Origin of the sequence: Pseudomonas sp. PDM15 (assembly GCF_014851565.1) — a bacterium.
Taxonomy (GTDB): domain Bacteria; phylum Pseudomonadota; class Gammaproteobacteria; order Pseudomonadales; family Pseudomonadaceae; genus Aquipseudomonas.
The window spans coordinates 101,961-115,370 of record NZ_JACVAA010000001.1; the positions used below are offsets into that span (position 1 = coordinate 101,961).

11 protein-coding genes are annotated in these 13,410 nt (G+C 69.3%); 2 read left to right on the forward strand and 9 right to left on the reverse strand.

Annotated features, from left to right (window positions below; translation table 11 throughout):
* Positions 1–37 precede the first annotated feature (37 nt).
* Positions 38–4,945, forward strand: a complete 4,908-nt coding sequence (locus IB232_RS00500; RefSeq protein WP_192396617.1) for an alpha-2-macroglobulin family protein — start codon at positions 38–40, stop codon at positions 4,943–4,945.
* 49 nt (positions 4,946–4,994) lie between these two features.
* Here IB232_RS00500 and IB232_RS00505 read toward each other — a convergent pair whose 3' ends face one another.
* Positions 4,995–5,288 carry a hypothetical protein gene (locus IB232_RS00505; RefSeq protein WP_192396618.1) on the reverse strand — a complete coding sequence of 98 codons (294 nt, stop codon included), beginning with the start codon at positions 5,286–5,288 and terminating at the stop codon, positions 4,995–4,997.
* A 108-nt stretch (positions 5,289–5,396) separates the two neighbouring features.
* Between IB232_RS00505 and pbpC the strand changes: the two genes are divergently transcribed.
* Complete coding sequence (gene pbpC / locus IB232_RS00510; protein ID WP_192396619.1) at positions 5,397–7,748, forward strand: peptidoglycan glycosyltransferase PbpC; 2,352 nt, start codon at positions 5,397–5,399, stop codon at positions 7,746–7,748.
* 2 nt (positions 7,749–7,750) lie between these two features.
* Here the strand turns inward: pbpC and IB232_RS00515 are convergent, their stop codons facing one another.
* From IB232_RS00515 to ada, 8 genes are all read right to left on the reverse strand, one after another.
* Complete coding sequence (locus IB232_RS00515; RefSeq protein ID WP_192396620.1) at positions 7,751–8,878, reverse strand: GGDEF domain-containing protein; 1,128 nt, start codon at positions 8,876–8,878, stop codon at positions 7,751–7,753.
* 84 nt (positions 8,879–8,962) lie between these two features.
* Complete coding sequence (locus IB232_RS00520; RefSeq protein WP_137974143.1) at positions 8,963–9,406, reverse strand: DMT family transporter; 444 nt, start codon at positions 9,404–9,406, stop codon at positions 8,963–8,965.
* A 52-nt stretch (positions 9,407–9,458) separates the two neighbouring features.
* Positions 9,459–9,947 (reverse strand): GNAT family N-acetyltransferase, encoded by a 489-nt coding sequence (locus tag IB232_RS00525; RefSeq protein WP_192396621.1) that lies wholly within the window; start codon positions 9,945–9,947, stop codon positions 9,459–9,461.
* Entirely contained in the window at positions 9,944–10,504 is a 561-nt protein-coding gene (locus tag IB232_RS00530) for a DUF4136 domain-containing protein (RefSeq protein ID WP_192396622.1), read from the reverse strand. The genes IB232_RS00525 and IB232_RS00530 overlap by 4 nt, the downstream gene beginning before the upstream one ends.
* Before the next feature lie 64 nt (positions 10,505–10,568).
* The gene (locus IB232_RS00535) at positions 10,569–11,162 is read right to left on the reverse strand and encodes a DUF4136 domain-containing protein (RefSeq protein WP_192396623.1); all 594 of its coding nucleotides are present in this window, start codon (positions 11,160–11,162) and stop codon (positions 10,569–10,571) included.
* A 92-nt stretch (positions 11,163–11,254) separates the two neighbouring features.
* On the reverse strand, positions 11,255–12,004 hold the full coding sequence (locus IB232_RS00540; protein WP_192396624.1) for a methyltransferase domain-containing protein: 750 nt from the start codon (positions 12,002–12,004) through the stop codon (positions 11,255–11,257).
* Positions 12,001–12,303 (reverse strand): nucleotide pyrophosphohydrolase, encoded by a 303-nt coding sequence (locus IB232_RS00545; protein ID WP_192396625.1) that lies wholly within the window; start codon positions 12,301–12,303, stop codon positions 12,001–12,003. The genes IB232_RS00540 and IB232_RS00545 overlap by 4 nt, the downstream gene beginning before the upstream one ends.
* 55 nt (positions 12,304–12,358) lie before the next feature.
* A complete protein-coding gene (gene ada, locus IB232_RS00550) occupies positions 12,359–13,393 on the reverse strand; it encodes a bifunctional DNA-binding transcriptional regulator/O6-methylguanine-DNA methyltransferase Ada (RefSeq protein WP_192396626.1) in 1,035 nt (344 codons plus the stop codon).
* Positions 13,394–13,410: the final 17 nt, after the last annotated feature.

The window sequence follows — 13,410 nt, forward strand, 5'->3', positions numbered from 1 at the left end:
ATAGTGCTGGGCCTCAGATATCTGTGCGAGGCCCGCCATGCAGTACAAAGGATTGTTTCTGGCACTCGCGCTCAGCCTGCTGAGCGCCTGCGATTCTTCCACCCCCGATACCCCAGCGCTGCCCCAGCCCGGCACACCGGCCGCCCCGCAGGACGCCGCCCGCCCGGCGGTGGACAAGGCCGAGCTGAGCAAGCGCTATGCCGGCCGCGAGCTGAGCGTGGCGGACGCCTCGGAAGTCCAGCTGGACGGTGCCAGCACCCTGTCGGTGAGCTTCAGCGTGCCGCTGGACCCGGAGCAGGACTTCGCCGCCAAGCTGCACCTGGTGGACAAGAAGAGTGGCAAGGTCGACGGCGCCTGGGAGCTGTCCGACAACCTGATGGAGCTGCGCCTGCGCCATCTGGAGCCGCAGCGCAGCCTGGTGCTGTCGGTCGACCGCGGCCTGCGCGCGATCAACGGCAGCGAACTGGCCGCCGAGTACAACGCCACCATCGACACCCGCGACCTACAACCCACCGTCGGCTTCGCCAGCCGCGGCTCGCTGTTGCCGACCCGCCTGGCCGAGGGCCTGCCGGTGATCACGCTGAACGTCGACAAGGTCAACGTCGAGTTCTTCCGCATCAAGCAGGAATCGCTGCCCAACTTCCTCGCCCAGTGGGGGCGCAGCTCCAACCTGGACACTTGGCAGTCGCGCGAGCTGCTGCCCATGGCCGAGCTGGTCTACAGCGGCCGCTTCGACCTCAACCCGGCGCGCAACACCCGCGAGACCCTGCTGCTGCCGATCGCCGGCCTGGAGCCGTTCAAGCAGCCCGGCGTGTACCTGGCGGTGATGCGCCAGGCCGGCACCTACAACTATTCGCAGCCGGCGAGCCTGTTCACCCTCAGCGATATCGGCCTGTCCGTACACCGTTACCACGGCCGCCTGGACGCCTTCGCCCAGGCCCTGGAAGGTGGCAAGGCGCTGGCCGATGTTGAGATCGAACTGCTCGGCGGCAACGGCCAGGTGCTGGCCAGCGCCAAGACCGACGGCGCCGGCCATGCCGAACTGCCGCTGCCGGACAAGGCCGCCGTGGTACTGGCCCGCCAGGGCGAGCAGACCAGTCTGCTCAACCTCGGCAGCCCGGCACTGGACCTGGCCGAGTTCGACATCGCCGGCGCGGTGGCTAACCCGCTGCAGTTCTTCGTATTCGGCCCGCGCGACCTGTATCGCCCGGGCGAGCTGGTGCTGCTCAACGCCCTGCTTCGCGACGCTGATGGCCGCGCGGTGAAGCCCCAACCGGTCAACGTGGAAGTGCGCCGGCCGGACGAGCAGGTCAGCCGCAAGTTCGTCTGGGAACCCGGTGCGGGCGGCCTGTACCAGTACAAGCTGCAGCTGGCCGGCGAGGCCCCGACCGGGCGCTGGCAGCTGCTGTTCGACTTCGGTGGCGGTCGCCAGCAGATCTATGAATTCCTCGTCGAGGACTTCCTCCCCGAACGCCTGGCCCTGGAGCTAAAAGGCAGTGACAGCCCGATCAAGCCGAGCGACGAGGCGCGCTTCCAGGTCGAGGGCCGCTACCTTTATGGCGCGCCGGCTTCCGGCAATCGCCTCACCGGCCAGGTCTACGTGCGTCCGTTGCGCGAAGCGGTCAAGGCGCTGCCCGGCTACCAGTTCGGCTCGGTCACCGAGGAGGAACTGAGCCAGGACCTGGAGCTGGAAGAAACCACCCTGGACGCCCAGGGCAAGGCCTCGGTCGGCGTGGAAAACCGCTGGGCCGAGGCCAAGTCGCCGCTTCAGCTCATCCTCCAGGCCAGCCTGCAGGAATCCGGCGGTCGCCCAATCACCCGGCGTCTGGTGCAGCCGGTGTGGCCGGCCGAGCGCCTGCCGGGGCTGCGTGGCCTGTTCGACGGCGAGAATGTGGATGGTGACGGCCTGGCCGAATTCGAAGTGCTGCTGGCCGACCCGGCCGGCAACAAGCTGGCCAGCGACAACCTGCAGGTGCGCCTGATTCGCGAGCGCCGCGACTATTACTGGAGCTTCTCGGAGAGCGAGGGCTGGAACTACCACTACAACGAGAAGTTCCTCAACCTGGGCGAGGAGGGCATCAAGGTCGCCGCCGGTGGCACAGCCAAGGTCAGCTTCCCGGTGGAGTGGGGCCCGTATCGCGTCGAAGTGACCGACCCCGAGACCGACATCACCAGCAGCCTGCGCTTCTGGGCCGGATACTCCTGGCAGGACAACACTGAAGGCGGTGCCGTACGCCCGGACCAGGTCAAGCTGGCCCTGGACAAGCCCGCCTATGGCGCCGGCGACACGGCCAAGGTCACCGTCACGCCGCCGTCCGGTGGCAGCGGCTACCTGATGGTCGAGTCCAGCGACGGCCCGCTGTGGTGGGAAGAGATCGAGGTGCCCGCCGAGGGCAAGAGCTTCGATATCCCCCTGGCCAAGGACTGGGCGCGGCATGACCTGTACGTCAGCGCCCTGGTCATCCGCCCCGGCGAGCGCAAGGCCAATGCCACGCCAAAGCGCGCCGTGGGCCTGCTGCACCTGCCCTTCGACCGCGCGCCACGCCAGCTGCAAGTCAGCCTGACCGCGCCGGAGAAGATGCGTCCGCAGCAGCCGCTGAAGGTCAAGGTGCAGGCGAAAAACGCCGACGGCAGCGTGCCGCAGAAGGTCAACGTGCTGGTGGCGGCGGTGGACGTCGGCATCCTCAATATCACCGAATACAAAACCCCTGATCCCTTCGCCGAGCTGTTCGGCCGCAAGGCCTATGGCGTCGACCAGCTCGACGTCTACGGCCAACTGATCGAGGCCGGCCAGGGTCGTCTGGCCAAACTGGCCTTCGGTGGCGACGCGGCGCTGGCCAAGGGCGGCAAGCGCCCGGACACCAGCGTCACCATCGTCGCGTTGCAGAGCGTGCCGATCGAGCTGAATGCCCAGGGCGAAGGCGATGTCAGCCTGGACATTCCCGACTTCAATGGCGAGCTGCGCCTGATGGCCCAGGCCTGGACCGACGAGGTCTATGGCATGGGCGAGGGCAAGACGGTGGTCGCCGCACCGCTGGTGGCCGAATTGTCGGCGCCGCGCTTCCTCGCCGGTGGTGACGAGACCAGCGTGGCCCTGGACCTGACCAACCTGTCCGGCGCTGCACAGAAACTCGAGGTGCAGATCGAGGCCGAAGGCCAGCTCAGCCTGGCGGACCCCGCCGGCTACAGCGCGCCACTGGCCCTCGACCAGGCCCAGCGCCACACCCTGCGTATTCCGGTGCGTGCCGCCGGCGGTTACGGCACCGGCGTGCTGCGGGTCAAGGTCGACGGCCTGAGCCTGCCGGGCGAGAACCTGCCGGCCTTCAGCCGCGAGTGGCGCATCGGCGTGCGTTCGGCCTGGCCGGCGCAGCAGAAGCACCTGCGTAGCGTGCTGCAGGGCGACAGCTGGCAACTGCCGGCCGGCACCCTGGCAGCCTTCGAGCCGGCCGGGCGCGAGGCGCTGCTCAGCGTTTCCAGCCGTCCGCCGCTGAACCTGGCCGAGCAGATCCAGGCGCTGAAAGCCTATCCCTATGGCTGCCTGGAGCAGACCACCAGTGGCCTGTATCCGTCGCTCTACGCGGACGGTGCGACGCTGAAGAAGCTCGGCCTGGAGGGCGAGCCGGAAGAGCAGCGGCGCAACTCCATCGAGATTGGCATCGAGCGCCTGCTCGGCATGCAGCGCTACAACGGCAGCTTCGGCCTGTGGGGTTCGGACAGCGACGAGGAGTTCTGGCTGACCGCCTACGTCACCGACTTCCTCCTGCGCGCCCGTGAGCAGGGCTTCGCCGTGCCGCCGGAGGCGCTGGAAAAGGCCAACGAGCGCCTGCTGCGCTACCTGCAGGATCGCCAGCTGGTCGACGCCGGCTACAGCGACAACCTCGACCACACTCGCTTCGCCGTGCAGGCCTACGCCGGCCTGGTGCTGGCGCGCAGTCAGCAGGCGCCGCTGGGCAGCCTGCGCGCACTGTACGACCGCCGCGCCGACGCCAAGTCCGGTCTGCCGCTGGTGCAGCTGGCCGTGGCCCTGCAGAAGATGGGCGACAAACCGCGCGCCGACGAGGCTCTGGCCCTCGGCCTGGGACTCGGTCGCCAGCGCCAGGAGTGGCTGGCCGACTACGGCAGCCCGCTGCGCGACCAGGCGCTGATCTACGCCCTGCTGGAGGAGAACGACCTGGCCGCCAGCAGCCGTGACCAATTGCTGTTCAGCCTGGCCGAGGAGCGTGCGTTGCAGACGTACCTGTCGACCCAGGAGCGCAACGCCCTGTTCCTCGCTGGCCGCGGCCTGATCAAGACTCCGGAGAAGAGCTGGAATGCCGTGCTCGAAGCCGGCGGCCAGGTGCGCGAGCTGAGCAACGGCCAGCCGGCGGTGAAACTGGATGGCGCCAGCCTGAGCGAGCCGCTGAGCCTGAGCACCGGCTTCGCCGACAAGCTCTACCAGCAGCTGACCATCTCCGGTTACCCGACCTCGGCACCGGCGGCGCGCGGCAACAACCTCAGCATCGAGCGCGGCTTCTACGGCCTGGACGGTCGCCCGCTGGACCTGAACGACCTGGCCAGCGGCCAGTTGGTGCTGGTGCACTTGGCGGTGCGCGCCGAGGAGCGGGTGCCCGACGCTCTGGTGGTGGACCTGCTGCCGGCCGGCCTGGAGCTGGAGAATCAGAACCTGGCGCACAGCGCCGCCAGCCTGGACGACGCCAGCAGCGCGGTGAAGGAATGGCAGAAGTCGATGCAGAACGCCGCGATCAAGCACCAGGAGTTCCGCGACGACCGCTTCGTCGCGGCCCTGGACGTGAACGGCTACGACACCACCCACCTGCTGTACCTGGCTCGCGCCGTCACCCCCGGCACCTACCGGGTGCCGCCGCCCCAGGTCGAGTCGATGTATCGCCCGGCGTGGAACGCGGTGGGCGCTGCGCCGGCGCAGCTGGTGGTGCGCGAGCGCTGAGTGGAAGGCGGCCCTGGCATGATGTGCCGGGGCTGCCAGCCCAGTGGGCTCAGCCGATCAGCAGGCTCAACACCCAGAGCGCCAGCAGCAGAACGATCAGGCCCCAGATGATCGAGCCGCGCAGGAAGGCGCGTATCGCGCTGAACAGCAACAGCAGGCCGAGGATCAGCACCAGGATGCTGATCCAGTTCGGGTCCATGCCCAGTGAGCGGGACAGCCCGTCGATGAAGTTGGCCCCGGCCTGACCGATCATGCGGAAGAAGCCGGTTAGGGCCTCGACCAGGACACGAATGAAGTTGCCCAGTATCTCGCCCAGTCGCTCGAAGAAGCTCTCGGTTGCCATCGATCCTTCCTTACACTCTGCCGGTGATCCTCAAGCTTGGGCTGCACGGGCCCGAGACGAGTTCCCCCCGTTGCGTCCGAACCCATCCATGGCGAAGTCTCAGAGCCGATGAACATGTCATCCCTTCAGCGCCTCTGGCGGCTCCTGCGCCGGCCCTGGCTGGGGCTTCCGCTCGCCTTGCTGCTGGTGTTGTGGACGGCCGACCGGCTGTTTCCCCTGCCGCTGCCCGAGGACGGTCTGGCCCGCGTGGTGCTGGCCGAGGACGGCACGCCGCTGTGGCGCTTCGCCGATGCCGACGGCGTGTGGCGCTACCCGGTGGCGCCAAACGAGGTCTCGCCCTATTACCTTGAGGCGCTGCTGACCTACGAGGACCGCTGGTTCTACCGCCACCCCGGGGTCAATCCGCTGGCCCTGGGCCGCGCCGCCTGGCAGAACCTCACCGGCGGGCGCGTGCTGTCCGGCGGCAGCACCTTGTCGATGCAGGTGGCGCGCCTGCTCGACCCGCACGAGCGGACCCTGGGCGGCAAGTTCAAGCAGCTGTGGCGCACCCTGCAGCTGGAGTGGCACCTGTCCAAGGACGAGATCCTCGCGCTGTACCTGAACCGCGCCCCCTTCGGTGGCACCCTGCAGGGCGTGGCGGCGGCCAGCTGGGCCTACCTGGGCAAGTCACCGAGCCAGCTGACCCGCGCCGAGGCGGCTCTGCTCGCCGTGCTTCCGCAGGCGCCCAGCAGGCTGCGCCCGGACCGTCATCCCGAACGCGCCCAGGCCGCACGAGACAAGGTGCTGCGGCGCTTGGTGCAGTTCCAGGAATGGCCGCAGACGGCGGTGGACGAGGCGCTGCAGGAGCCGGTGCTGCTGGCGCCGCGTCGCGAGCCCGACCTGGCGCCGCTGCTGGCGCGGAGGCTGAACGTGGCGGGCAGCCCGCCGCTGATCCGCACCACGCTCGACGCCAACTTGCAGCGGCGCCTGGAGGACCTGCTGCTGGGCTGGCGCGCGCGCCTGCCGGAACGCACCTCGGCCGCCATCCTGGTGGTGGACAGCGAGAGCATGGCGGTGCGCGCCTACCTGGGTTCGCTGGATGTCGGCGACGAGCGCCGCTTCGGCCATGTCGACATGATCCGCGCCCAGCGCTCGCCCGGCTCCACTCTTAAGCCGTTCCTCTATGGTCTGGCCATGGACGCCGGGCTGATCCACTCCGAATCGCTGTTGCAGGACGTGCCGCGCCGTTATGGCGACTACCGCCCTGGCAACTTCGCTGCCGGTTTCATCGGCCCGGTGTCGGCCAGCGAGGCGCTGGCCACCTCGCTCAACCTGCCTGCCGTGCAGCTGCTGGAGGCCTACGGCCCGAAGCGCTTTGCCGGTGAGCTGCGCGGCGCTGGGGTGCCGCTGGCGCTGCCGGCCGGCGCCGAGCCGAACCTGGCGCTGATCCTCGGCGGCGCCGGCAGCCGCCTGGAGGAGTTAGTGGCCGGCTACAGCGCCTTCGCCCGCAATGGCCTGGCCGCGCGCCCGCGGCTGCAGCCGCAGGACGCGCTGCATGAACGGCGCCTGCTGTCGCCGGGCTCGGCCTGGATAGTGCGGCGCATCCTCGCCGGGCAGGCGCGGCCGGACCGCGACCCGCGGGCCGAACTGGTGCAGCGCCCGGTACTGGCCTGGAAGACCGGCACCAGCTATGGCTTCCGCGACGCCTGGGCCATCGGCGTCGGCCCGCGCCATCTGATCGGGGTGTGGATCGGCCGGCCGGACGGCACGCCGGTGCCCGGCCAGTTCGGCCTGGCTTCGGCCGCGCCGCTGCTGTTGCAGGTGCACGATCTGCTGGTCAATCGCGACCACCAGCGCGGCCTGGTGCCGCCGGTGCAGGAGGTGCCGGCGAGCCTCGGCGTAGCGGCGATCTGCTGGCCGCTGGGCCAGGAGCTGGCGCGCAGCGATGCCAACTGCCGACGCCAGCGCTTCGCCTGGACCCTGGACGGCACCACGCCGCCGACCCTGCAGGCGTCCGACCAGCCGTTGGGGCTGGGCCTGAGCCAGCGTGTCTGGCTGGATGGGGAGGGCCGCCAGGTGGCGGCCAGCTGTGCGGGCGCGCGCGAAACCCAGATCGCCTTGTGGCCGGCGCCACTGGAGCCCTGGCTGCCACGCCGCGAACGGCGTGCTGCAAGGTTACCTGCCGCGTCGACCGAGTGCCCGCCGGCATCGCCGTTGCCGGCGGCGCCATTGTCCATCGTCGGGGTGCGCGAAGGCGATCGCCTGCGGCGTCCGGCCAGCAGCGCCGGACCATTGCAGCTCAAGCTCTCGGCCCTGGGTGGCAATGGCACGCGCTGGTGGTTCCTCAACGGCGTGCCGGTGGGTGAGAGCCAGCCGGGCGAGAGCATCGAGCAGAAATTGGCGGCGGCCGGGCTGTATCAGCTCAGCCTGCTCGATCAAAGCGGGGCGACGGCGCGGGTGGAGTTCCAGGTCGGCGAATAGGCTCAGGAGAGGGCCAGCGCCATGCGGTCGCGGCCCTCGGCCTTGGCCCGGTAGAGGGCATCGTCGACGCGCTTGAAGAAGGCCTCGGCGCTCTCGTCCAGCTGCGCGTCCAGGCAGCCCACGCCGAGGCTGGTGGTCAGCGGCAGGCGCTGGCCGTGCAGCTCGAAACCGCGGGTGGCCAGTTCGACGCGGAAGTGCTCGGCCAACTGGCAGGCTTCGTCGAGCGGGGTGCCCGGCATCAGCACGCCGAACTCCTCGCCACCCAGGCGTAGCAGGGCGTCGCTGTCGCGGCGAAACACCTGGCGCATGCGTTCGGCGAAGTCGCTGAGGCAGGCGTCGCCGCTGCTGTGTCCGTACTCGTCGTTGATGCGCTTGAAGAAGTCGATATCCAGCAGCACCAGCGACAGCGGCGTGCCCTGGCGGCGGGCGCTGGCGACCATGGCCGGGAACAGGCCGTTGAACTGCAGGCGGTTGCCCAGTTGGGTCAGGCTGTCAGTGCGACTGAGCTGCTCGTAGCGCTCGCGCTGGTCGACCAGTTGCTGCTCCATGGTCAGGGTCGCGTGGTATTCGCGATGGCTGCGGTTGAGCGCCAGCAGCAGGTAGCTGAGGTAGAAGGCGAGGGTCACCGCTAGGGCTTCCTGGTTCGGCCATTGCCAGGCCAGCACGGCGAGGCCCGGTGCGTACAGCAGCAGGATGGCGATCACGCAGCGCTGCTTGCGCATGGGGAAGTTGAAGGCCATGGCGGTGCTGAAGGCCACGGTGCTGAGGGTGGCGATCAGCCGCGACGGCTCGAACTCGGGGCGCAGCAGGGCCCAGGCGTGTGCCAGGCCCCAGCCCAGGCTGGTGAGCAGGATCAGCGCCCAGTGGCGGTCGATCCACTGGCGCAGGCATCCGTCGTTCTCGTGGGTGGGCAAACGATGCAGCCAGCGCAGCACCATCATCAGGGCGAAGAACGCGGTACCGACGAGGCCCAGCACCAGCATGGCCTTGGGCGCGGCGCTGAAGCTCCAGGTCAGCACCCAGGCGAGCAGGTAGTAGATGCCGCCCAGACGTGTGCGGACGCGGGTGTCCTGGCTTTCACGGAGAAGGACGAAGGAGCTGCTGCGGGGGAACTGCGCGTCGGGGGCCATGTGCTGCTGTGATCACAAATTCGGCATATCAGCAGCATAGCGTTGCCACGTGAGCATGGAAAGCAATGTGCCAGCATTCCGTCGTCAACCGCGACGAATGAGCCAGATCCCTCCGACGATCAGTGCCAGGCCGGCGGCCTTGCCCGCCGTGATCGGTGCCTCGCGAAAGCCCACCCAGCCATTGTGGTCGAGCACCAGGGCCATGCCCAGCTGGCCGGCCAGCACCAGCACCATGAACAGTAGGGCGCCGATGCGCGGCCCGGCGAAGGCCGCCGTGGCGATGAAGAAGGCGCCGAGCAGGCCGCCGCTCCAGTGCCACCAGGTCAGGCCCTTGAAGGCGGACAGGCCGGCTACTTCGCGCTGGGACAGCACGATGATCAATAAGGCCAGCGTGCCGACCAGGAACGAAACCAGGGCGGCGGCCATCACGCTGGACAGATGTTTGGCCAGTTGGCCATTGATGCCGGCCTGCAGCGGCATCACGGCGCCGGCGAGCAGGGGCAGGGCGAGTAGCCACCAATTGGGCATGGCGGTCTCCGGGAAAAGGGGGCGGGTATTATGCGCTTTGCTGTCCTGTTGGTCAGCTTCTAAGGTGCTTCACGAACTGCAGCAGCGCTACCCGCTGCTCGCCGCGCTGGCGTTGCTCCAGGCCGGTCAGGCGATAGCCCAGGCGTCCATACAGCAACAGGCCGGCGGCATTGTCATTGAAGCAGGAGACCTTGAGTTCGCGGGCAGCGAAATCGCGCAGGGCGAGCTGTTCCATCACGCCGACCAGATAGCTGGCCACGCCTCGGCCGCGGGCCCAGGGCGCGACCATCAGGTTGCCCAGGGCGCAATAGTCGCCGGGAAAGCTCTGATAGAAGTTGGCGAAGCCGGCCGGCTGCCCGTCGAGCAATACCAGGGTGCTGCCCTGGCGTTCGGCGCAGGCCGCTGCCAGTTGCTCGCGGGTCAGCGGCCAGTGGGCGCGGGGAAAGGCGAAGAACAACTCGTCGGCGTTGCGCACGAAGCGCACCACCTGATCGAGGTCAGCATCAGTTGTCGGGCGATGGTCGAACTGCTGGCCATTCATTGCGGCGGGTACTGCCCCAGCACCTGGGCCACCGTGGTGCGGATGGCCGCCTCGCGCTCGCTCGGGTTCGGCGGCGACTGGCGCATGACCTGCTCGGCGCTGCCGCGCCAGACCAGCTTGCCGTCCCTGCCGTCGAACAGGTCGACCTGTATGGTGGCCACCTTGTAGTCCACGGTGCGGGTCTCGGTGTAGCCCGGGCCGCCCCATCCACCTCCCCAATAGCCGCCCCAGTAGCCGCCGTAATTGGTGCTGACCTGATCCTGGCGCTCGTCGACGATCAGCCAGGCCTGCACCTTGAGATCGCCACTGCTGCCGGCCTGGGCCGGGCGCAGGCCGCGCTGGTCGAGCTGCTCGCCGACGGCGCTGCGGATACGCTGCTCGGTGAGGTCGCTCTTGATTCGCGGATCGTCCGGCTGGTACTGCAGGGCCGGTTCCTGCCAGCTCCAGCTGCGGTAGGCGGCGAAGTCGCGGCTGGCATCGAAATCGCGCTCGACACGGGCGCTCTGGCAGGCCGCGAGAAGCAGCAGGGCCGGTATCAGCAACAGACGCGGGGACATGATCGAAACCTCCGGGGTAGAGCCTCTATCGAACTCCAAGTGGCGACATACGGCAAGCCCGGCATCACTCCGGGGGGTAGGCGCCGAGGGCGTCTGCCACCGCGCGGCGCAGGGCGTCGGCGCGCTCGCTCTGGCTGCCCTCGCTGCGCGCCTCGGCGCTGCCGTTCCACACCGGCTCGCCGCTGGCGCCGTCGAACAGTTCGATCTGCACCACCGCCACTTCCACCTCGTAGGTGCGTACCAGCGGCACGCTGCCGTACATGCCGTAGTGATCGCCATAGGGGCCGTGGCCGTGATAACTGCCGTAGTCGTCGCGCACCTGATACTGGCGACGCTCCAGGCTCAGGTAGGCGCTCACCTGCAGATCGGCGGCCTTGCCGGCGCGTACCGGACGCAGGCCGCGCTGGTCCAGGCCGCCGCCGATTGCCTCGGCCACCAGCGCGCCGTCGGCCCACGCGCTGCCGGCCGGTTGCTGACGCCAGCTCCAGTCGCGGTAGCGGCCATAGTCGCGCGGCGCGGCCGGGTAGGCGCTGCGGTCGAAATGGTTGGCCGCATTGGCGGGCGCCGCTGGCAGCGGGTTGCCGCCGGCGACGTAGGGGTTGTCGCTCTGGCAGGCGGCGAGCAGCAGGAGCAGTGGCAGGAGGAGTGGGGCGCGCATTTAGGTCTCCGTGCTTGGTCGCAGGGATAGTGTAGGAGCGAGCTCTGCTCGCGAAGCCGGCAACTCCGAGCATTCGCGAGCAGGGCTCGCTCCTACAAGGGCCGGCATACCCAGTGCAGGTAGCGGCCGAGGCCGGCGAAGCCGGGGTGGCGGCGGTGCGCCAGCTCCATCTCCAGCAGGTCGGCCAGTTCGGCCTTGGCCTGGAATTCGCTCGGCATGTAGTCGTGGAACACGCGTACGCCACTCTGGCTTTCGACCCGCCAGTGGCCGGCGAGTTGCGCCGCCAGTTCGCGTGGGTCGAGCGGCTTCTGCGGCGTCAGACTCTGGCCCTCGCCAGCGAAGCGTTCCTTGCGCAGCTTGCGGAAGTGACCCTTGAGCAGGTTGCGGTAGACCAGCGCGTCCTTGTTGTAGAAGGCCAGCGACAGCCAGCCGCCTGGGGCGACCAGTTGGTGCAGCACTGGCAAGATGGCGTGGGGCTCGGCCAGCCATTCCAGTACCGCATGGCACAGCACCAGGTCGTAGGGTTCGGTGAGCTGGCCGAGCAGGTCCTGCCAGGGCGCCTGGATGAACTGCGCCTCCACTCCCGCCTCGGCAAAGCGCTGGCGAGCGCCTTCGAGCATCGGCTCGGCAGGTTCGGCCAGGGTCACGCTGTGACCGCGCTGGGCCAGCCACAGGCTCATGTGGCCGAGGCCGGCGCCGACGTCGAGCACGCGTAGCGGGCGCTCCGGCAGCGCTTCCTTGAGGTCGGCCTGCAGCACGGCCAGGCGGATGGCGCCCTTGGCGCCGCCGTAGATCTTCTCGGCGAAGCGGGTCGCCAGCTCGTCGAAGTGGCGGTCGGTCATTGGAAGCGCCTCTCGCTGTCGGCCAGCTTGGCGCGCACCGCCTGCTCCATGTCGATGCCCAGCTCGGCGCACAGCAGCAGGAGGTAGAGGACGATATCGCCGACCTCCTGGCCGGCATGTTCCAGCTGCTCGGCGGAGAGCTGGCGGGCCTGGTCTTCGGAGAGCCATTGGAAGATTTCCACCAGCTCGGCCATCTCCACGCTGGCGGCCATGGCCAGGTTCTTCGGGCTGTGGAAACGGCGCCAGTCGTTGTGGTCGCGAATGGCGTGCAGGCGGCGGGTGAGTTCGGCGATGTCCATGGGCTCTCCTTCAGGCCGCATAGCTTCGGCCCGAAGCAGCCGCCCCGCAAGCCCGTTACTCGCTGGTGGCGCCTTCCTTGTCCAGCAGCGCCTGCTTGCGCGGCACGCCCCAGCGGTAGCCGGTAAGCGCACCGCTGGCGCCGATCACCCGGTGGCAGGGCACCAGCAGGCCCAGCGGATTGCTGGCGCAGGCGCGGGCCACCGCGCGGGCATGACTGCCGAGCTGCTCGGCCAGCTCGCCATAACGCCGCGTCTGCCCCGGTGGAATGCCGCGCAGCGCCTGCCACACCTGTTGCTGGAAGGCGGTGCCGCGCATGTCCAGCGGCAGGCTGGCGGCGCGGCTCGGCTCCTCGACCTGGGCCACCACCTCGCGCAGCCAGTCGCGCAGGCCGCGCTGGTCGCGACGCAGTTCGGCGGCGGCGAAGCGCTGTTGCAGCTCAGTCTCCAGCTCCAGTTCGTCGTCGCCGAACAGCAGGGCGCAGACGCCCTTGTCGGTGGTGGCGAGCAGCAGCAGGCCGAGCGGGCATAGGGTGATGGCGTAGCGCAGCACTTCGCCGGCGCCTTTCTGCCGACGCTGTGCCGGGCTCAGACCGGCAGGCTGCTCGTACAGCGCGCGGGTGCCGGAATAGCCGGCATCCAGCGCCGCCTGCAGCACCGAGCCGGACTGCGGCAGCACGGCCTCCAGGCGCTGGCGGCGGTGGGCATCGAACCAGGCCCGCGGGGTCAGCCCGGTGCGGGCCTTGAAGGCGCGCGCCAGGTGCGAGGCGGACAGGCCGATGCGCGCCGCCAGCTGCTCCAGCGTCGGCGGCGTGTCGCAGCTTTCCAGCAGGCGGCAGGCGGCGATCACCAGCTCGTCCAGCTGCTCGGCGCTGCTCTTGCCGGTCGGCGAACAGCGCTTGCATGGACGGAAGCCGGCGGCCTCGGCGCTGGCCGCATCGCTGTGGAAGCTGACGTTGTCGCGCCGTGGTCGGCGCGCCGGGCAGCTGGGGCGGCAATAGATGCCGGTGCTCTTCACGGCGAAGAAGAAGCGCCCGTCCTGGCCGGCGTCGCGGTCGCACACGGCCTGCCAGCAATGGTCTTGGTCGAGCATGGCGGTCTCCCGGTCCT

Bases quoted from the DNA above. Each gene is read 5' to 3' on its own strand.
- IB232_RS00500 (WP_192396617.1), top strand. From the start codon at position 38: ATGCAGTACAAAGGATTGTTTCTGGCACTCGCGCTCAGCCTGCTGAGC.
- IB232_RS00505 (WP_192396618.1), bottom strand. From the start codon at position 5,288: ATGGCAACCGAGAGCTTCTTCGAGCGACTGGGCGAGATACTGGGCAAC.
- pbpC (WP_192396619.1), top strand. From the start codon at position 5,397: ATGAACATGTCATCCCTTCAGCGCCTCTGGCGGCTCCTGCGCCGGCCC.
- IB232_RS00515 (WP_192396620.1), bottom strand. From the start codon at position 8,878: ATGGCCCCCGACGCGCAGTTCCCCCGCAGCAGCTCCTTCGTCCTTCTC.
- IB232_RS00520 (WP_137974143.1), bottom strand. From the start codon at position 9,406: ATGCCCAATTGGTGGCTACTCGCCCTGCCCCTGCTCGCCGGCGCCGTG.
- IB232_RS00525 (WP_192396621.1), bottom strand. From the start codon at position 9,947: ATGAATGGCCAGCAGTTCGACCATCGCCCGACAACTGATGCTGACCTC.
- IB232_RS00530 (WP_192396622.1), bottom strand. From the start codon at position 10,504: ATGTCCCCGCGTCTGTTGCTGATACCGGCCCTGCTGCTTCTCGCGGCC.
- IB232_RS00535 (WP_192396623.1), bottom strand. From the start codon at position 11,162: ATGCGCGCCCCACTCCTCCTGCCACTGCTCCTGCTGCTCGCCGCCTGC.
- IB232_RS00540 (WP_192396624.1), bottom strand. From the start codon at position 12,004: ATGACCGACCGCCACTTCGACGAGCTGGCGACCCGCTTCGCCGAGAAG.
- IB232_RS00545 (WP_192396625.1), bottom strand. From the start codon at position 12,303: ATGGACATCGCCGAACTCACCCGCCGCCTGCACGCCATTCGCGACCAC.
- ada (WP_192396626.1), bottom strand. From the start codon at position 13,393: ATGCTCGACCAAGACCATTGCTGGCAGGCCGTGTGCGACCGCGACGCC.